The organism is Staphylococcus sp. CWZ226, from assembly GCF_018986355.1.
GTDB lineage: Bacteria > Bacillota > Bacilli > Staphylococcales > Staphylococcaceae > Staphylococcus > Staphylococcus simulans.
In genome coordinates, this window is sequence record NZ_JAHMSB010000004.1 from 87,266 (window position 1) to 105,931 (window position 18,666).

Sequence of the window (18,666 nt, forward strand, 5' to 3'; positions counted from 1 at the left end):
TATACACCAAAATCTACCCTATTAAAGAAGGTGTTTATGTGGCTTTCCTAAAGAAACCCTTAACTGTTTATTTATTACTATTTCTGAGCACGACATTACTAGGTGCACTGTTATTATATTTGCCATGGACTGGTAAACAATATACATCTTTTATCGATGCATTCTTTGTCGCATCAAGCGCATTTACAGTCACTGGCCTATCAACTGTGGATATTACTTCGCAATTCAACTGGCTTGGTGACCTTATTATTATGTTTTTAATTCAAATTGGCGGTTTAGGGATTGTGACCATTACGACACTCACTTTAATCATAGCGAATCGCAGAATTTCTATGCATGAACGCAAATTAATCATGGTCACTTGGAATGTTGATGAGCCAGGCGGAATGGTTCGTTTAATTCGACAACTAACACTCTATAGCTTGTCTACAGAATTTATAGGCATGTTATTACTTGCCTTATCTTTCGTACCTAGATATGGCTTCGGCAAAGGATTATTTATCAGCATCTTTACCTCTGTTTCAGCCTTTAATAATGCAGGATTTGCATTATTTTCTAAGAATATGATTGGATTTAATGATGATCCAGTTGTTACGCTTGTCATTCCCATTTTAATTATTATGGGCGGGCTGGGACCAGTAGTCATGTCAGATTTAGTAAAAACTAGAAGATTAAATAAACTAAAGCTACATACCAAAGTTGTGCTTTCAACAACATTAGTCTTAATTTTTGGCGGCATGGCGCTTTACTTTTTATTAGAGTTCAACAATACTTTAAAACCTTTCAGTATGTGGGGTAAGCTTGGGACTTCATTCTTTCAATCCGTCACAACAAGAACAGCAGGTTTCCAATCTGTTGACTTAGAATTAATTCATACCCCTACCGCATTAATGATGATGGTACTTATGTTTATCGGCGGTGCACCGTTTAGTGCTGCTGGTGGGATTAAAGTCACAACTTTCATTGTTATGATTATGTTTGTTTATAGTACTTTACGCAATGAAGACCATACCACTATCTTCAGCAGAACAATCAAACCTAAAACAATTGCGAAAGCCATTGCGGTCACAACAGTCAGCTTTATCTTTGTATTAACTGTCACATTTATTGTTAGTCTATTAAATGAAACAACACCTTTCATGAAAGTCATCTTCGAAGTCGTGTCTGCTTTTGGTACAGTCGGCTTAAGTATGAACTTCACTTCTGAATATGGTACATTAACTAAAATCATCATTATTATTGTGATGATTTGCGGTAAATTAGGTGTTGTCACAGTATTAGCACTCTTCATCCCAAGCAAAAAACGATTTTATCAATATGCAAAAGGTAATATTTATTTATAACCTAATCTTCACTAGACCTGTTTTTACAGGTCTTTTTTATTTTGAAAAGGGTTTCATACCATCTGAAAGATGGCTATAGTTAAGTAATACACATACAGAGAGAAAGGTTGTTGATTCAATGAAAAAGTTATTCGCACTCTTAGCCATGAGTATATTAATCGTTTCAGCATGCGGGCAAAATGATGAAAAACCAAAAGAAGATACCGAAGACAAAGCAGTTACTGAAAAGAAAGACAAATCACAATCTAAAAATGAAGAAAATGAAAAGAAAAAACAAACAGACAAAAATCAACAAAAAGAAAATAATACGCAAGACGAACAACAAGCAAACACTGAACAGCAAAATAAAGATGAATCAACTGCAGAAAAACAGAATCAACAAAATCAACAAAGCCAACAAGTTGATTTAAGCAATATCACCGACAGAGCAACTTTAGAAAATGTAATTTATGGTAATTATGCAGAAATTGATAAGATCAAAGCTTATAATAGTGCCGTTGCGAATGGCGTAATTCCACAAGGCAATGTGACAGAAGGTCCTGCCAGTGCCGCATATGAAAGCTCACTGCGTATAGAAAGTGGTGCTGAACAATCTGTCTACAATCAAAATGCACAGTCACAAGCTGAGGAGCCAACAGAAGATGTAAATGCGGAAATCAATGCAGCGCAAACAGAAGAAGAATATATCGATGCTTTACGAAAAAAATATAACGGCGGATTATCTTCAGCTGAAATTCAAACCAAACATGCGATTGAACAAGGATACTATGATGGTGATGAAGCTGAACAACAAGCAGTTTATGATGAAATAGAACGAAGAGAAGCAGACATCGAAGCTGGTAAATTCGATCACTACAAACAATAAATAAGAAGGTAAACAAAAAACAGCACAACAACCTTTTCAGATTGTTGTGCTGTTTTAATCAGTTTAGGTAAAAATTATGACATTTTTACAACGTTTGCAGCTTGTTCGCCACGGTCGCCTTCAACGATGTCGAAGTCAACTTTTTGGCCTTCTTCTAATGATTTGTAACCTTCGCCTTGGATAGCTGAGAAATGTACGAATACGTCGTTACCATCTTCTCTTTCGATAAATCCAAAACCTTTTTCTGCGTTAAACCATTTAACTGTACCACTATTCATATAAAAATCCTCCGTATGTGCTTTTGCACGAATATTTGTAACTTGTTTATAAAAATCAATGGGAGTAAATTCATACGAATTAAAACTGCAAATCAATTTCACGAACAATTACTTAAGTACTATACTACACCCATTATTTAGGTTTGTATACCCTTTTGCCTCATTTCTTCAAAATAATTTAGTTACCACAATTATTCAGACAATATAATCATTAAATTCACAAATATTTGTCATTTAGATGGTGGAAAACGAAACCTATAAACCTATAATAAGTCAAGTAAAATTGATTAGTATGCAATTTAATTCCATAATTCTCATTAATCAGGTATGATTAATTCACTAAATAGAAAAGGAGTGATGATATGACCAAACAAGTCGTATTAATTACAGGTGCAACAAGTGGAATTGGTTTTCAAACAGCACAACTTTTAGCTGATAAAGGATACATTGTTTATGGTGTTGGTAGAAGAATAGAAAAACTGAACGCTTTAAAAAATATACATGCAATAAAAATGGATATTACAGATGAATCATCCATACAAAAAACTGTTGAACAAGTGATTTCAGAACAAAATCGTATCGATATTCTCATTAATAATGCGGGTTATGGTTCGTACGGAGCTATAGAAGATGTAGAAATTTCAGAAGCAAGAAAACAATTTGAAGTAAATCTTTTTGGTTTAGCACGACTCACTCAATTAGTGTTGCCCTATATGCGTAAACAACATTCTGGGAAAATCATTAATATATCCTCGATGGGTGGCCGTTTCACTTCATACTTTGGCGCATGGTATCATGCCACTAAATACGCTTTAGAAGCTTTCAGTGATGCTTTAAGAATGGAAGTTGAGCCATTTGGCATTGAAGTTTCTATTATTGAACCTGGTGGCATCAAAACTGATTGGGGTCATATCGCAGCAGATCAATTAGCAGCATCAGCTAAAGGCGGTGCATATGAAAAAGCGGCTTTGAAAGCAGCAGAAGGTATGCACAAACAATATAATTCTAATTTACTTTCAAACCCTAAAATTATTGCCGATACTATTTTAAAGGCCGCTTCAAAAAAGAAACCTAAAGCACGTTATTTAATCGGTATGGGCGCAAAACCTCTTGTTTTCTTACATGCCATTTTACCAGCAAGACTCTTTGATCACATTGCTAGACGCTTAAGTTAAAAAAGAAAGGTCTAACATTGATAAAATTCATCCATCAATGTTAGACCTTTTTATACAAATAGCGGCTTTTATTTATCTAATAAATCTTCTACAGGCTCACCAATTCTTACATAATGATTACCTACCACACGTGTAATTGGATTTAATTTTTCAACATCCACATAAGCTTTATCTACATCATAAATTTCATCATCAATGTAAATTGATTTTACTTGTCCTACAAGCATGTCTGTTCCTTTTTGTTCATCTCCTAATTCTAAATGATGAACTAATTCACATTCATATCGAACTTTGGCTTCTTTCACACTAGGAACATTCACAACTTTAGAATCTGTTGTTGTAAGATCAGTCATGTCTAGTTCGTTCACATCAGCCCCATAATTATCGCCTGTTTTCACCACATCTTTAACGATATCTTCATCTACAATATGCACCACAAATTCTTTAGTACTTAGAATGTTTGCACTTGTATCTTTAAGTTCCCCATTATCTTTACCTACAGATATCATCAGCATCGGTGGTTCAGGACACACTACATTAAAGAATGCAAAGGGTGCTGCATTTACATTACCTTTTTCATCTTGTGAAGTGACAAAAGCAATTGGTCTAGGTGTCACTGTACCTATCAACATTTTATACATATTTCCTGTTTCTAAGTCTTTTGGATTTATATACATACTCATATCACCTTTCTATTTCATATCCATACATTCTATAATATTTCTGCACCATCATAAATCTTAAGGACTTATACATGAACAAGTCATTTAATTCAGTTCACAAAGATTAATATTAAAATATTTTAGTGATATTTTAATGACACTTTTTTGACAGTCACCTCAATTTTTTTAAATTATTTAGCCCGTTTTGTTAAAAACAAAGATTAAAGTGATATAATTTAAACGTTATAAAATAATTAAGGTAACTATATTGCACTATTTAGTTATCTATTATCTCTTCGATTCTATATAAAGACAGCAATTTAGATACTAACTACTTATTTACATTGATAAATAAGCGGAAATTGTATTTAACTTTACTTGATTCATAAAATCTAAGATTGATAACTGAGTTTTCTTACGCTTAATTATAAAAACAAACAACATCAGGAGGAATCAACATGAAAGAAAAAGAAAAGTGGTATCAGTCAACTTGGTTCACAATTTTAATGCTATTATTTGTATTCCCAGTAGGATTATTCCTAATGTGGAAGTTTAAGAAAAACTGGAAGTTATGGGTAAAAATCTTGATTACTGTGTTAGTTGCAATAAGTGTGGTTAATATGATGACTAATAAGACACCGACTGACAATAACACAAGCAAGACTAAAACAGAACAAAAATCAGATAAACAAGAGGTAAAAAAAAATGATAAAAAACCAGAAACAAAATCATCGAATAAAATGAACGAAGTTGTTAAAGTCGGAAAAATGGAGTTTAATGTAACTAATAAAGCCATTGTAGATCAAGTTGGAGATGTAATGACAAATAATGCAAAAGGCAAATTCATAGTATTAGATATTACAGTTAAAAATAACGGAGATAAAGCTGTAGACATTACCGATTCGTTCTTTAAACTTTTAAGCGATAAAAAAACATTTGAAACTGATGGTTCTGCAACAATCACTGCAAACCAAGCTGTATCGCCTGATGATTTAGGTTTTATTGGTGACAAAATCAATCCCGAAAGTACAAAAAATGCAAAACTTGTATTTGATGTAGCACCTAGTATTGCCGAAAAAGATAATTTAGTATTGCAAGTACAGTCTGGTTTTTGGGGAACAGAAACAGCAAAAATCGAATTAAAATAAATGTCTATGTTCTAAAACAATTTAGGAACGGTGAATTTCTCACCGTTCCTTTTTCTGTAGCAACAAAAAATAAAAGCCTCTAACCGCAATGGTTAAAGGCTCTATGTATGGAGGCGGCGGGATTTGAACCCGCGTCCAAGGATCCTGATACAAATCTTTCTACGTGTGTAGTCTATTATTCAAATTTCACATGATGGTAGGAAATAGACAACCAACATCATGCTAGTTCGATTAATCTCTTCTAGACAGACTTCGAACAGCAGTGCCTAGCGTATCCTACTAAAGTTGAATCACGTTAACAGCACATAGGCGATGCTGTTAGGTGATGCAGAGTGCGATTAGGCAGCTACTGCTAAATTATTGTTTGTTTTGCCAGTTATTATAAACTGTGTGTGTTGATGACGGAGACAACCCTCCGACACGCTTAATAAGCTCTGGGGACCCCTGTCGAATCCAAAACGCCCCCGAAATAATATTAAATAGATTCTATTCACTAGAATCCAATAGCACTCTTTATCATATCAAATATGCATTTAGTAATCAATATAATTGTTTATAAATGATTTTCAAATAAACTAAGAATGCGGGAAGCAGGTTTAACCTGCTTTCCCTTAATAACGATCTTTCATCGCACGCTGCATGTCGCGTTTAATTGCTTTATCTTTAAGATCTTGACGTTTGTCATATTTCTTCTTACCTCTTGCGACGCCAATCAACATTTTACATACACCATGTTTCAGATACAGTTTTAATGGGATAATCGAATAACCGATTTCTCTTGTACGTGTGCCTAATTTTTCAATTTCTCTTTTGTGTAAGAGTAATTTTCTTGGTCGCACTGGATCATGATTAAATCGATTGGCTTCTTCGTATGGCGCAATATGCATATTATGAACGTAAATTTCACCATTTTTTACTTGAGCGAAACTATCTTTTAAGTTTGCGCTGCCACGACGAATCGATTTAATCTCTGTACCTTTTAACACAATGCCCGCTTCAATCGTATCTTCTACATTATAGTCATGTCTGGCTTTACGATTCTCCGCTAAAGTACCAGGAGACTTTTTCTTCTTCTTCGACATCGTGTTCACCTCTTGTTGAAAATTTTATAAAAAGAGAGGAGCGGCCATCCCACTCAATATCTCTTATTTTTTCTTTTTACGCGCTTTTTGTTTTACCTTTTTACTTTTGTAAAACGGTTTGTGGTTCGTGTCCTTTTGTTTATCACGATTACGTTGGTTTTTACCTTTACGCTGTTTCTTCTTACCTTTTTTCTTGTCGCCGCCTAAGCTTTTACCACGTGTTTTCGTTTGAATCGTTGTGCCACGTGCAGGACGTTCATTTGATTTTCTACGTCTTGGTTCAGGCATACCTACGATTTGGAAATCAATCATACGTTGATCAACATCTACGTTGACGACTTTAATCTTCACTGTATCACCGATACGGAAAACATTACCTGTACGTTCACCAATCATTGCCATTTGACCTTCAGCGAATTGGTAATAATCGTCTGTCATACTTGATACATGAACCATACCTTCAACAGTATTCGGTAATTCTACGAACATACCAAAGTTCGCGACTGAGCTGACAATACCTTCAAATTCTTCACCAATATGTTGAAGCATAAACTCTGCTTTCTTAAGTTCATCTGTATCACGTTCTGCTTCGATAGCACGACGTTCACGATTAGACGTATGTTCCGCAATTTCCGGCAATTTGTCTTCCCATTTGCGAAGTTCTTTGCCGCTCATTGAATCTTCAATCAAGTACTTGCGGATTAAACGATGTACTACTAAGTCAGGATAACGACGAATTGGCGATGTGAAGTGCGTATAATAATCTGCAGATAAGCCGAAGTGACCTAAGTTCACATCTTCATAACGTGCCTGTTGCATTGAGCGTAACATCATTGTAGATACAACCGTTTGTTCTGGAAGACCTTTTACTTTCTCATGAATTTCTTGAAGCGTACTTGGAGATACATCTTCTCCTGTGCCTCTTACTAGAATACCGAAGTTCGTAATAAACTCGAAGAATTGCGTTAAGCGATCTGATTTAGGTTGTTCGTGGACACGATAGATAAAGGGTACTTCCATTTTATTGAAATGTTCAGCGACTGTTTCGTTCGCTGCTAACATGAATGATTCAATTAAACGTTCACCTTCACCACGTTCACGCATCTTCACATCTACTGGAATTCCTTCTTCATTGACAATCACTTGCGCTTCATCAATATCGAAGTCGATTTCACCACGACGTTTACGCATTTGAATTAATGTTTCACTTAATTCTTTTGCTAAGTCTAACATCGGTGTCACATCTGGGTATTGTGCACGCACATTTTCATCATGATCAGTAATGATTTGGTTGACTTCATCATACGTCATACGATGATCAGATTGAATGACACTATCAAAGATTTCATGTTTAACAACTTTACCATCTGAATTAATTTCCATACGACAGCTTAATGTTAAACGGTCAACATTAGGATTCAATGAACAAATACCATTACTCAAACGGTGTGGAATCATTGGAATAACGCGGTCTACTAAGTAAACACTTGTTCCACGATCATACGCTTCTTTATCTAATGCTGAATCTTCTTTTACATAGTGGCTGACATCCGCAATACTGACTGTCAATTGCGTATTACCATTCTTCAATTTCTTAAGCGCAATCGCATCATCTAAGTCCTTCGCATCTGCACCATCAATCGTAATCGTCAATTCATCACGTAAATCTTTACGTCCTTCTAATTCTGACGGTTCAATATACTCTGGTACAGCTTCCGCTTCTTTTAAGACTTCATCAGGGAACTCGATTTCAATACCATGTTGGTAAATGATAGATAAAATATCTACACCTGGATCATTTTTATGTCCTAAAATCGCAGACACATGACCTTCAGGATTATCATTTCCTTCAGCATATTTAGAAATTTGAACTAACACTTTATGGCCTTCAACAGCACCTAAACTTTGACCTTTAGGGATAAAGATATCCTGCATAATACGTTTGTCATCAGGAATCACAAATCCAAAGTGACGGCCTTCTGTATAAGTTCCTACCACTTGTGTGATTGAGTGTTTTTCAATAGATTTGACTTCACCTTCGACTTTACCTTTGAAATCTCCGCGTGAGGGCTGTACTTCTACAATAACAGTATCGCCATCCATCGCACGGTTGATTTTTGTCGGTGGAATAAAGATATCTTCCATATCTTCGTCTTCAGGTCTAAGGAAGGCAAACCCTTTTTTGTTTTGGCTTAACGTTCCTTTTACTAAGTTATCTTTCATATTTTTTTGATTACCCTTTCTTTTGTAGCGGTCTGTTTTTGTTCGTTCAACTAAACCTGATTGTTCCAGTTCAACTAACACCTTTATTAAATCTCTAAATGAGTCGGCATTATCTAAACCTAAACGGTCTTGGAAATCTGAAACTGACATGGGTTCATAATCAGGTTGTTTTATAATTTCTGTGACAGATTGTTTTAAATCCATGATGCCCCCTCCTTTCTTTCTTATTTATATTTTTTGATTCGTCTTATTCAGACCAATCAAGTCCTTCTAAAAACTCATAAATATCTTCAAAGACTTGTTCTTTTTCTTTATCAATGGTAATTACATGCCCTGAATCGGCATACCATTTAATATCTTTTTCGTCAGAAGATGCTTCTTCATAAATCACATTTGCTGAATCAGGATTAATCATGTCATCTTTTTCAGCTTGAATGACTAATAATGGATCCATGACTTCATCTACATGATCTCTGACATTTTGAATTGTTTGTTGTAATTCTTTTAATGTACCTGTAGGTTGGAAAGCTTCCATTTCTCGATCAATCGTCTCTTGATCTTTTCCTTGGTATTTCTTAAAGTTGCGTGCATACTCTAAGACACCTTCGTACATTGAGCCTTCTGTCTTAATAAACATAGGCGCACACATGGTTACAATACCCTCTACATCTCTATTTAAGCTTAATTTCAAAGCAAAATCTCCACCTAAGGATAAGCCGGCTACCGCAATTTCATCATAGCCTTTAGATTTTAAGAAATCATAGCCATCTAACGCATCTTTAAACCAAACATGCGGACTAGATTGTAAAATCTCTTCCGGCGGTGCTGCATGTCCCTCATATTGCGGCGCATAAGAAGTATAACCTTTCTTTTGTAAGAAACGGCCTAATTGGCGCACGTCTGATGAATTCCCTGTAAATCCATGTAATAATAACACTGCTCTATTACCTTCTTCAAAGAAGAACGGTTTAGGCAATTTAATCTGCATGTCGTTCAATCCCTTCATCTCTTTCTAAATATACAATACACCATTACCATTATAATGAAAAAAGCCCGACTTTAACATTGTCGGACCTTACATTTACATATTGAGATAAGTAATTGCGAGCATTAAAACGAAAAACACAATAGATAAGACAATTGTGACACGGTTTAAGAATAAATCCACGCCGCGTTGTTTCTGTTTTCCACCAAAGAGCTGTTCAGCGCCCCCGCTGATGGCTCCTGAAAGTCCATTGCTTTTGCTTTCTTGGAGTAACACAACTGTGATTAATGCGATACAGTCTATAACTAATAAAACTGTCAACAAAATGTGCATGCTTTACTCCTCCATTCATAATATACCTAGCAATTATAACACGTTAGGTGTCTATTTATCAAATTCAATTCATAACACACTGAGGGTTCTATCGATTAAAAGTACTTTTTCGTTTGATAGAAATAATCAACATATACAGCGCCAAAATCAACGATCCTGCTAGTGTAATCCATAATGGTAATGTCATATAGAATGATTTCACATGGACGATACTTTGTAAGATTGGGCCTGCGTTTACTGCTGTAAAGAATGTTTGTGAAATATAAACCGCAAATAAGAACCACCATAAATAAGGGTGTTGATTCCAAATTGCGATCAATCCACACAAATAAGCCAATAAATACATAATTCCTGTTAAGCGATAACTATTTAAGAAATTTCCGACTGCGTTTTTCGTTGCATCAATCTGATGAGAAGTCAATAAGTCTGTAATAACACTTTTATCCAACACTACAAAAATGTATGTGCCGTACATCATTGCTAAAAAGAGTGAAGCATATGCTATAAATCTACCCGATTTTTTTGCACGCATTACTTTATTGTTTTCAGTATCCATGATTTTTTCAAACTCCTTCATGCCTTTAGAATACTTCCATTGTTTTTCATTATATCAGTTCTTGAACATGAGCGGGAGTGTCTGCATTAGAAAGCAAAAAAGAAACTGCTAAGGTTGATGAGACCTTAACAGTTTCTGTAGTAAAGTTACTGAATTAAATTTTGCGTGAACTCAATATCAGTAAAGTCTATCTTATTTGTCTAAGTTGTAGAAAGAATGGATGCCGTCAAATTCAGCTGTTTCGTATAATTCGTCTTCAATACGTAATAATTGGTTGTATTTAGCGATACGGTCAGTTCTTGATAATGAACCTGTTTTGATTTGACCAGCGTTTGTAGCAACTGCGATGTCAGCAATTGTAGTATCTTCAGTTTCACCTGAACGGTGAGAAATAACTGCTGTGTAGTTAGCTTTTTGAGCCATTTGGATAGCGTCAAATGTTTCAGTTAAAGTACCGATTTGGTTAACTTTGATTAAGATTGAGTTACCAATACCTTTTTCGATACCTTCAGATAATTTTTTAGTGTTAGTAACGAATAAGTCGTCACCTACTAATTGAACTTTTTTACCTAAACGATCTGTAAGTTGTTTCCAACCATCCCAGTCGTTTTCGTCCATACCATCTTCGATAGTGATGATTGGGTATTTGTTAACTAATTCTTCTAAGTAGTCAACTTGTTCAGCTGAAGTACGTTTAGCGCCGCCTTCACCTTCGAATTTAGTGTAGTCGTATACGCCGTCTTCGTAGAATTCAGAAGCAGCACAGTCAAATCCTAAGAATACATCTTTACCTGGTTCAAGACCAGAAGTTTTGATTGCTTCTAAGATTGTGTCTACAGCATCTTCAGTACCGTGGAATTTAGGTGCGAAACCACCTTCATCACCTACTGCAGTTTCTAAGTCACGACCTTTAAGAAGTTTAGCTAAGTTGTGGAAGATTTCAGCACCCCAGCGTAATGCTTCTTTGAATGTGTCAGCTCCAACAGGTAAAATCATGAATTCTTGGAATGCGATTGGCGCATCTGAGTGAGAACCACCGTTAACGATGTTCATCATTGGAACTGGTAATTGTTTACCATTGAATCCACCTAAATATTTATAAAGTGGTTGACCTAAGAAGTCAGCTGCAGCACGTGCAACAGCAATAGAAACACCAAGGATAGCGTTAGCACCTAATTTACCTTTGTTTTCTGTTCCGTCTAATTGAATCATCATTTTATCAATTGAAACTTGATCTAATGCTGAGAATTCTCCTTCAACGATTTCAGGAGCAATAATTTCGTTTACGTTTTCAACTGCTTTAGTAACACCTTTACCACCGTAACGTTTTTTGTCACCGTCACGTAATTCTACGGCTTCGTATTCACCTGTAGATGCACCTGATGGTACTAATGCACGACCGAATGCACCGCTTTCAGTTAATACTTCTACTTCAACTGTTGGATTACCGCGAGAATCTAGAACTTCGCGAGCATAAACATCTGTAATAATTGGCATGTTGATAATCTCCTTTTCATAATTGCTTTCATATATATTATAACTTGTCTTGCTTAAAAAATGAATTAATTAAACGATATTGATTGTGAACAATTAATGTTTAATTAATGACTCACCAGTCATTTCTTCAGGTTGTTTAACATCAAGTAAATCAAGTAACGTTGGAGCTAAATCTCCTAATTTACCAGTTTCACGTAATGTCACGCCTTCTTTAGTAACGATAACTGGAACTGGGTTAGTTGTGTGTGTTGTCATTGGTTGATCATCGTCTGTTAATACTTGGTCTGAGTTACCATGGTCAGCTGTAATAATTGCATGGCCACCCATTTCTAAGATTTTGTCTACGACTTCACCAAGACATTCATCTACTGCTTCAATTGCTTTTACAGTAGGCTCTAACATACCACTGTGTCCAACCATATCTGGGTTCGCAAAGTTTAAGATGATTAAGTCTAAGTCACCTTTATCTAACTCGCCTAATAAAGCATCTTTTACTTCATACGCGCTCATTTCAGGTTTTAAGTCATACGTTGCAACTTTTGGAGAGTCAATTAAAATACGACGTTCTCCTTCAAATTCTTCATTGCGTCCACCACTCATGAAGTAAGTAACATGAGGATATTTTTCAGTTTCGGCAATTCTTAATTGTGTTAAGTTGTTTGCTTCAGCAACTTCACCGATTGTTTGTTTTAAATCTACTTTTTCAAATACAACACGACCATCAACTTGATCGTTGTATTTTGTGAAAGTCGCAAAGAATAAATCTTTAGGTTGGTTCACTTCAAAGCCTTTGAAATCTTTGTTTGTGAAGATTTCAGAAAGTTGGCCCGCTCTGTCAGGACGGAAGTTGAAGAATACTACTGAGTCTCCATCTTGAACGCCTTCATTTTGTTCTTTGATTGAGAATGGTACAACGAATTCATCAGTTAAATCATTCGCATAGTTTGCTTCGATACCTTCTTCTGCTGTTGCATACTCAGGTGTATTAATGTCACGAATTGCGTTATACGCTTTTTCTTCACGTTCCCAACGTTTGTCACGGTCCATTGCATAATAACGACCAGAAATTGATGCAAATTGACCAATACCGATTTCTTTGAATTGTTCTTCAGTTTCTTTCACATATTTTAATGCTGATTTTTGATCTACGTCACGGCCGTCTAAGAAACCATGTACATAGACTTTATCAAGCCCTTGTTGTTTAGCTAATTTTAAGATTGCAAATAGATGTGTGTAGTGACTGTGTACACCACCGTCAGATAGTAAACCAAATACATGCAATGCAGAATTGTTTGCTTTAACGTGTTCAATTGCTTCGTTTAATACTTCGTTTTCAAAGAAGTCGCCGTCTTCAATTGATTTATTAATGCGAGTTAAACTTTGGTAAACAATTCGGCCAGCACCAATGTTCATGTGACCTACTTCTGAGTTACCCATTTGACCTGCAGGAAGACCTACTTCAAGACCACTTGCTTCGATTTGAGTTGTAGGATATTTTGCATAATAACGGTCAAAGTTAGGTTTATGCGCTTGTTTAACTGCGTTTCCGTGTACATCTTCTCTATTTGCAAAACCATCAAGGATGATTAATGCTGTAGGTTGTTTCGCCATATTATTTAGCACCTTCTAATAATTTTACATAGTCTTCAACTTTTAATGAAGCTCCGCCGACTAATGCGCCGTCGATATCAGATTCAGCCATATATTCAGCAATGTTGTTAGGTTTTACGCTACCGCCATATTGAATACGTACTGCATCTGCAACTTCTTGGCTAGCAAGATCTGCAACTGTTTTACGAACAAATGCACTCATTTCGTTTGCATCTTTAGCAGTTGAAGATTTACCAGTACCGATTGCCCAGATTGGTTCATAAGCAATGACAACTTGTTTCAATTGATCGTCTGATAAGCCTTCTAATGCTTTTTTCACTTGTTCGCCGACAACTTCTTCAGCTTTTCCGCCTTCACGTTGTTCAAGTGTTTCACCTACGCAGATAATTGGTGTCATACCGTGGTTGAATACTGCATGTGCTTTTTTGTTAACATCTTCATCAGTTTCGAAGAATAATTCACGACGTTCTGAGTGACCGATGATAACGTATTTCACACCTAAGTCAGCTAACGCAACTGGAGAAGTTTCACCAGTGAAAGCACCGTTATCTTCGAAATAAGTGTTTTCTGCACCGATTGCTAATCCTTCAGCTTCACCGTTTTTAACTGCTGTAGTTAATGCATCTAATTGAATTGTTGGTGCACAGATAACAGCTTCAACTTCGTTTGTATCAGGTAATTGAGGTAAAGCTTTAACAAAGTCTTTTGCCTCTTGTACTGTTTTGTTCATTTTCCAGTTACCTGCAATAATTGGTTTTCTCATTATAAAACGCTCCTTGAAAGTTTATTAATAAGTTACAACTTATTTGTCGCTAATTGATGCAATACCAGGTAATTCTTTACCCTCTAGATATTCTAATGATGCACCGCCGCCAGTTGAAATGTGTGTGAAGTCATCTTCGAATCCAAGCATCATTGCTGCTGCAGCTGAGTCACCGCCACCGATGATTGTAGTTGCATCTTTTAATTCAGCAATAGCTTCACAAACACCGATAGTACCTTGTGCGAAGTTTTCGAATTCGAATACACCCATAGGTCCGTTCCATACTACTGTATGCGCACCTTCTAATTCTTTTTTGAATAATTCAACAGTTTTTGGTCCGATATCTAACGCTTCTTGATCTTCAGGAATTTGATCGATATCTACAACTGTGATTTGTGCATCGTTTGAGAATTCTTTAGCTACTTTACCATCAACTGGTAAAACGATTTTGTTTCCAGCACGTTCTAATAAATCTTTAGCAAAGTCTACTTTGTCAGCTTCTAATAAAGATTTACCGATTTCATAGCCTTGTGCTTTAAGGAAAGTATATGCCATACCGCCACCGATTAAGACTTTATCAGCAACATTTAATAAGTTTTCGATTACACCGATTTTATCTGAAACTTTCGCTCCACCTAAGATTGCTACAACTGGTTTATCAGGGTTGTTTACAACGCCACCGATAAATTTGATTTCTTTTTCCATCAAGTCGCCAGCTGCACTTTCTAAGTGAGATGCAATACCTACGTTTGAAGCGTGTGAACGGTGTGCTGTACCGAATGCATCGTTAACGAATACATCACCTAAAGATGCCCAGTATTTACCTAATTCTGGATCATTTTTAGATTCTTTTTTACCGTCTAAGTCTTCGAAACGTGTATTTTCAACTAAAAGTACTTCGCCTTCTTTTAATGCAGCAACTGCATCTTCTAGTTCTTTACCACGTGTTTGCGGTACGAATTTAACATCTTTACCTAATTTTTCGCTTAAGCGAACTGCTACAGGTTTTAATGTTAATTTTTCTTTATCACTTTCTTCTTTAACTTTACCTAAGTGAGAGAATAAAACTAATTTACCACCTTGATCAAGGATATACTCAATTGTTGGTAAAGCTTGAACGATACGGTTATCGTTTGTAATTTCTCCATCTTTTAATGGTACGTTGAAGTCTGCACGTTCTAATACGACTTTCCCTTTTAAATCTAAATCAGATACATGTTTTTTTGCCATCAAAACTTCCTCCTTTGAATAAAAGCGCGAATTTATAAAATGTCTGTAATTTGAGGTTAGCATATGGGCAGAAATAATGCAGATATAAATACAGAATCAAATGAAATTTTTCATGTTTCTGAAAATATCTACTCTAATAACCATGTACTTAATGAAAATAAGCGGAGAAGCGTATGTGCCTCCCCGCTTACTCATAAGCTGGTCATCGAATTTCAACAACACATTACCGCTTGTTAAATTCAGACCTTAATATTATTGTTTATAGATTATTTTACGTCTTTGATAAGGTATTCTAAAGTACGTACTAATTGTGCAGTGTAAGACATTTCGTTGTCATACCAAGCTGCAACTTTAACTAATTGACGACCAGATACAGTCATAACACGAGTTTGAGTTGCATCGAATAATGAACCGAATGTCATACCAACTACGTCTGAAGATACGATTTCGTCTTCGTTGTAACCGAATGATTCGTTAGAAGCTGCTTTCATAGCTTCGTTTACTTCTTCGATTGTTACGTCTTTGTCTAATACAACTGTTAATTCAGTTAATGAACCAGTTGCTACAGGAACACGTTGAGCGCCACCGTCTAATTTTCCGTCGATTTCAGGAATTACTTTACCGATTGCTTTAGCAGCACCAGTTGAGTTAGGAACGATGTTTTCAGCTGCTGCACGAGCACGACGTTTGTCGCCTTTTCTGTGTGGACCATCTTGAGTATTTTGGTCACCAGTGTAAGCGTGGATAGTAGTCATGAAACCTTCTACTAAACCGAAGCTGTCATTTAATACTTTTGCTACTGGAGCAAGTGAGTTTGTAGTACAAGAAGCACCTGAAACGATTACGTCAGAGCTGTCTAAAGTATCTTGGTTTACGTTATAAACGATTGTTTTAACGTCACCAGTTGCTGGTGCAGAGATTAATACTTTTTTAGCACCTGCGTCAATGTGAGCTTGTGCTTTTTCGTCGCTAGTGTAGAAACCAGTACATTCTAATACGACATCAATGTCTAAATCTTTCCAAGGTAATTTGCTTGCATCTGGTTCTTCGAATGATTTAACTTCTTTACCATTCACGCGGAATCCGCCATCTACAACTTCAACTTCTTCAGTGAAACGTCCTTGCATTGTATCGTATTTTAATAAGTGTGCTAACATTTCATCATCTGTTAAGTCGTTTACTGCTACTACATCGATACCTTCAACATCTTGAATTCTTCTGAATGCTAAACGACCGATTCTACCAAAACCATTAATTGCTACTTTAACTGCCATTATTATGGCCTCCTTTAAAAGATATTGTTAAAAAGTGAAGTCACTTTTTTAAACTAAATTGATTGTGATTGAACTATATTTCTTGCTGCGCCTTCATCTGTAATTAGAATTGTGTTCTTAGGAGCAATGGATAGATACGCTCTGATCGCATCTCCTTTTGAAGCACCTCCAGCTACAGCAAAGATATATTGCTTCGATACTAAATCTTCCATTTGAAGTCCTATCGTTTTAACTTTATGAACGATATGACCTTCGCTGTCGAAATAATATCCAAATGCTTCTCCGACTGCATTGTGATGTTGAAGCTTTTCAATCACTTGTTTAGACGAATGACGTCTATTTGCCATTTTCAGCGCATCACCAATGCCGTGGACGGTTATATTTGATTGTTTAATTATTTCTAATGTATTTCGAACTGAGGGCTCTTGAAGCAACAACTCATATGTTGATTCACTGACATTGTCAGGAACATATAATGTTGTATATTCTCCGCCAGTTTGCTGTGCCATACTTGCTGCAATCGTATTCGCCTGATATACCACATTTTCACCTAATCCACCTCTTGCGGGGACATAGAATGTTTTGAATGGTAGTACATGCATTGATTCACTCACAGAGGCCATTGTGGAACCGCCTGTGATAGAAACGATAGCATCTTCGTAAAAAGTTCGTTCTAATAACTGACCTGCCTGGCTGCCCATCTCTTTTTTTACAGCACTATCCATATCGGTATCACCAGGAACAACATAAACGTTTTTAATTTGATAGCGTTCTTTTAACAGTTGTGCTAGATGATAACCGTCTGAATACATGTCAAAGTATGATTCTAAGGATTCAATCAATTCATCGCCTTCAGGAGTTAATTCCATTCCTGTCGGTTTTACCTTGATTAATTCTTGCTTTTTCAACGTATTCGTTTCTGATCTCAACACACGTTCAGTCAAATTCATATATTCACTTAAACTTCTTCTTCCGACTGGCTGGTGCATTTTGATAGTAGTGAGTATTGTAAATCTTCGATACATTTTTTCGACAAGCTCAGGAATCAATTTCTGTTGGACTTTAAGCAAGTCTTCCACTACTATTTCCTCCTCTTTTTATTTAAGGGTCAACATGCAACCATGCTTTGACGTTTTTAGTCCCAGGTGGGACAAAAAAATAACATCTCTTACAATTGTCATAATACTATCATCTGGAATAAAAAGCAAGCTTAAACACTCACTTCAACTTCATTTAAGCAATATTGTTGTGAACAACACTACCTTTACAAATATATTATACCCTTTTTCCACTTAAGAAATCATCTGAAAACCACTTTTTCTTATCATTATATTTTCAGTATTCCCTACTTTATAATGGATATGTACGAAGGAGGTAGTTGCATGACAAATAATGACCAACCTGAAGTCATTGATCCCAATGACCCTCGCTATAAAGATGATGATTACTTTAAACATAGTCCAAGTGAACACCAGCGTTCCCGCTTCGAACAGGATAGAAAAATAAAATATTATTCCTTCGGCTGCACGCCATTCGGATGCGGTTGTTTACCTGTTGTTGCGATTATCGCACTCGTTATCACTTGGCTAATCAGTTTTATCTCATAATGAAAGGACCACAGTGCTTTTTGCATTGCGGTCC

18 protein-coding genes and 1 other RNA gene are annotated in these 18,666 nt (G+C 36.0%); 5 read left to right on the forward strand and 14 right to left on the reverse strand.

The window, feature by feature from the left end:
* Window positions 1-38 precede the first annotated feature (38 nt).
* Both KRR19_RS04640 and KRR19_RS04645 read left to right on the forward strand, forming a co-directional pair.
* On the forward strand, window positions 39-1,343 hold the full coding sequence (locus tag KRR19_RS04640) for a TrkH family potassium uptake protein (RefSeq protein ID WP_002481582.1): 1,305 nt from the start codon (window positions 39-41) through the stop codon (window positions 1,341-1,343).
* A gap of 118 nt (window positions 1,344-1,461) precedes the next feature.
* Complete coding sequence (locus KRR19_RS04645) at window positions 1,462-2,208, forward strand: hypothetical protein (RefSeq protein WP_156666411.1); 747 nt, start codon at window positions 1,462-1,464, stop codon at window positions 2,206-2,208.
* A 74-nt stretch (window positions 2,209-2,282) separates the two neighbouring features.
* Here KRR19_RS04645 and KRR19_RS04650 read toward each other — a convergent pair whose 3' ends face one another.
* Window positions 2,283-2,486 (reverse strand): cold-shock protein, encoded by a 204-nt coding sequence (locus KRR19_RS04650; protein WP_002481579.1) that lies wholly within the window; start codon window positions 2,484-2,486, stop codon window positions 2,283-2,285.
* Between the two features lie 362 nt (window positions 2,487-2,848).
* Between KRR19_RS04650 and KRR19_RS04655 the strand changes: the two genes are divergently transcribed.
* Window positions 2,849-3,661: an oxidoreductase gene (locus KRR19_RS04655; RefSeq protein ID WP_105978163.1), complete on the forward strand. Its 813-nt coding sequence runs from the start codon at window positions 2,849-2,851 to the stop codon at window positions 3,659-3,661.
* Window positions 3,662-3,729: 68 nt separating this feature from the next.
* Here KRR19_RS04655 and KRR19_RS04660 read toward each other — a convergent pair whose 3' ends face one another.
* The gene (locus KRR19_RS04660) at window positions 3,730-4,338 is read right to left on the reverse strand and encodes a flavin reductase family protein (RefSeq protein ID WP_023015360.1); all 609 of its coding nucleotides are present in this window, start codon (window positions 4,336-4,338) and stop codon (window positions 3,730-3,732) included.
* 443 nt (window positions 4,339-4,781) lie between these two features.
* Here KRR19_RS04660 and KRR19_RS04665 point away from each other — a divergent pair, with 443 nt between their 5' ends.
* Window positions 4,782-5,471, forward strand: a complete 690-nt coding sequence (locus KRR19_RS04665; protein ID WP_207021110.1) for a DUF4352 domain-containing protein — start codon at window positions 4,782-4,784, stop codon at window positions 5,469-5,471.
* Between the two features lie 105 nt (window positions 5,472-5,576).
* On the opposite strand, the gene ssrA is transcribed toward KRR19_RS04665, so the two are convergent.
* From ssrA to KRR19_RS04720, 12 genes are all read right to left on the reverse strand, one after another.
* Window positions 5,577-5,937, reverse strand: a transfer-messenger RNA (tmRNA) gene (gene ssrA, locus KRR19_RS04670).
* A 145-nt stretch (window positions 5,938-6,082) separates the two neighbouring features.
* On the reverse strand, window positions 6,083-6,553 hold the full coding sequence (smpB, locus tag KRR19_RS04675; protein WP_002481575.1) for an SsrA-binding protein SmpB: 471 nt from the start codon (window positions 6,551-6,553) through the stop codon (window positions 6,083-6,085).
* A gap of 63 nt (window positions 6,554-6,616) precedes the next feature.
* Entirely contained in the window at window positions 6,617-8,980 is a 2,364-nt protein-coding gene (gene rnr / locus KRR19_RS04680) for a ribonuclease R (RefSeq protein WP_002481574.1), read from the reverse strand.
* 43 nt (window positions 8,981-9,023) lie between these two features.
* Entirely contained in the window at window positions 9,024-9,764 is a 741-nt protein-coding gene (locus tag KRR19_RS04685) for an alpha/beta hydrolase (protein WP_023015362.1), read from the reverse strand.
* A 93-nt stretch (window positions 9,765-9,857) separates the two neighbouring features.
* Window positions 9,858-10,094 (reverse strand): preprotein translocase subunit SecG, encoded by a 237-nt coding sequence (gene secG, locus KRR19_RS04690; RefSeq protein WP_002481572.1) that lies wholly within the window; start codon window positions 10,092-10,094, stop codon window positions 9,858-9,860.
* An 88-nt stretch (window positions 10,095-10,182) separates the two neighbouring features.
* A complete protein-coding gene (locus tag KRR19_RS04695) occupies window positions 10,183-10,650 on the reverse strand; it encodes a hypothetical protein (protein WP_002481571.1) in 468 nt (155 codons plus the stop codon).
* A 192-nt stretch (window positions 10,651-10,842) separates the two neighbouring features.
* Complete coding sequence (gene eno / locus KRR19_RS04700) at window positions 10,843-12,147, reverse strand: surface-displayed alpha-enolase (protein ID WP_002481570.1); 1,305 nt, start codon at window positions 12,145-12,147, stop codon at window positions 10,843-10,845.
* Between the two features lie 93 nt (window positions 12,148-12,240).
* Window positions 12,241-13,758 carry a 2,3-bisphosphoglycerate-independent phosphoglycerate mutase gene (gene gpmI / locus KRR19_RS04705; RefSeq protein ID WP_002481569.1) on the reverse strand — a complete coding sequence of 506 codons (1,518 nt, stop codon included), beginning with the start codon at window positions 13,756-13,758 and terminating at the stop codon, window positions 12,241-12,243.
* A gap of 1 nt (window position 13,759) precedes the next feature.
* Window positions 13,760-14,521 (reverse strand): triose-phosphate isomerase, encoded by a 762-nt coding sequence (tpiA, locus tag KRR19_RS12210; RefSeq protein ID WP_002481568.1) that lies wholly within the window; start codon window positions 14,519-14,521, stop codon window positions 13,760-13,762.
* A gap of 39 nt (window positions 14,522-14,560) precedes the next feature.
* A complete protein-coding gene (locus tag KRR19_RS12215; protein WP_002481567.1) occupies window positions 14,561-15,751 on the reverse strand; it encodes a phosphoglycerate kinase in 1,191 nt (396 codons plus the stop codon).
* Window positions 15,752-16,017: 266 nt separating this feature from the next.
* Window positions 16,018-17,025 carry a type I glyceraldehyde-3-phosphate dehydrogenase gene (gene gap, locus KRR19_RS04715; RefSeq protein ID WP_002481566.1) on the reverse strand — a complete coding sequence of 336 codons (1,008 nt, stop codon included), beginning with the start codon at window positions 17,023-17,025 and terminating at the stop codon, window positions 16,018-16,020.
* A 53-nt stretch (window positions 17,026-17,078) separates the two neighbouring features.
* Entirely contained in the window at window positions 17,079-18,104 is a 1,026-nt protein-coding gene (locus tag KRR19_RS04720) for a sugar-binding transcriptional regulator (protein ID WP_002481565.1), read from the reverse strand.
* Window positions 18,105-18,407: 303 nt separating this feature from the next.
* Here KRR19_RS04720 and KRR19_RS04725 point away from each other — a divergent pair, with 303 nt between their 5' ends.
* Window positions 18,408-18,632 carry a hypothetical protein gene (locus KRR19_RS04725; protein WP_002481564.1) on the forward strand — a complete coding sequence of 75 codons (225 nt, stop codon included), beginning with the start codon at window positions 18,408-18,410 and terminating at the stop codon, window positions 18,630-18,632.
* The last annotated feature ends 34 nt before the right edge of the window (window positions 18,633-18,666 follow it).

Coding starts and splice junctions, on each gene's coding strand:
- KRR19_RS04645 (WP_156666411.1), top strand. CDS start 1,462: ATGAAAAAGTTATTCGCACTCTTAGCCATGAGTATATTAATCGTTTCA.
- KRR19_RS04650 (WP_002481579.1), bottom strand. CDS start 2,486: ATGAATAGTGGTACAGTTAAATGGTTTAACGCAGAAAAAGGTTTTGGA.
- KRR19_RS04655 (WP_105978163.1), top strand. CDS start 2,849: ATGACCAAACAAGTCGTATTAATTACAGGTGCAACAAGTGGAATTGGT.
- KRR19_RS04660 (WP_023015360.1), bottom strand. CDS start 4,338: ATGTATATAAATCCAAAAGACTTAGAAACAGGAAATATGTATAAAATG.
- KRR19_RS04665 (WP_207021110.1), top strand. CDS start 4,782: ATGAAAGAAAAAGAAAAGTGGTATCAGTCAACTTGGTTCACAATTTTA.
- smpB (WP_002481575.1), bottom strand. CDS start 6,553: ATGTCGAAGAAGAAGAAAAAGTCTCCTGGTACTTTAGCGGAGAATCGT.
- rnr (WP_002481574.1), bottom strand. CDS start 8,980: ATGGATTTAAAACAATCTGTCACAGAAATTATAAAACAACCTGATTAT.
- KRR19_RS04685 (WP_023015362.1), bottom strand. CDS start 9,764: ATGCAGATTAAATTGCCTAAACCGTTCTTCTTTGAAGAAGGTAATAGA.
- secG (WP_002481572.1), bottom strand. CDS start 10,094: ATGCACATTTTGTTGACAGTTTTATTAGTTATAGACTGTATCGCATTA.
- KRR19_RS04695 (WP_002481571.1), bottom strand. CDS start 10,650: ATGGATACTGAAAACAATAAAGTAATGCGTGCAAAAAAATCGGGTAGA.
- eno (WP_002481570.1), bottom strand. CDS start 12,147: ATGCCAATTATTACAGATGTTTATGCTCGCGAAGTTCTAGATTCTCGC.
- gpmI (WP_002481569.1), bottom strand. CDS start 13,758: ATGGCGAAACAACCTACAGCATTAATCATCCTTGATGGTTTTGCAAAT.
- tpiA (WP_002481568.1), bottom strand. CDS start 14,521: ATGAGAAAACCAATTATTGCAGGTAACTGGAAAATGAACAAAACAGTA.
- KRR19_RS12215 (WP_002481567.1), bottom strand. CDS start 15,751: ATGGCAAAAAAACATGTATCTGATTTAGATTTAAAAGGGAAAGTCGTA.
- gap (WP_002481566.1), bottom strand. CDS start 17,025: ATGGCAGTTAAAGTAGCAATTAATGGTTTTGGTAGAATCGGTCGTTTA.
- KRR19_RS04725 (WP_002481564.1), top strand. CDS start 18,408: ATGACAAATAATGACCAACCTGAAGTCATTGATCCCAATGACCCTCGC.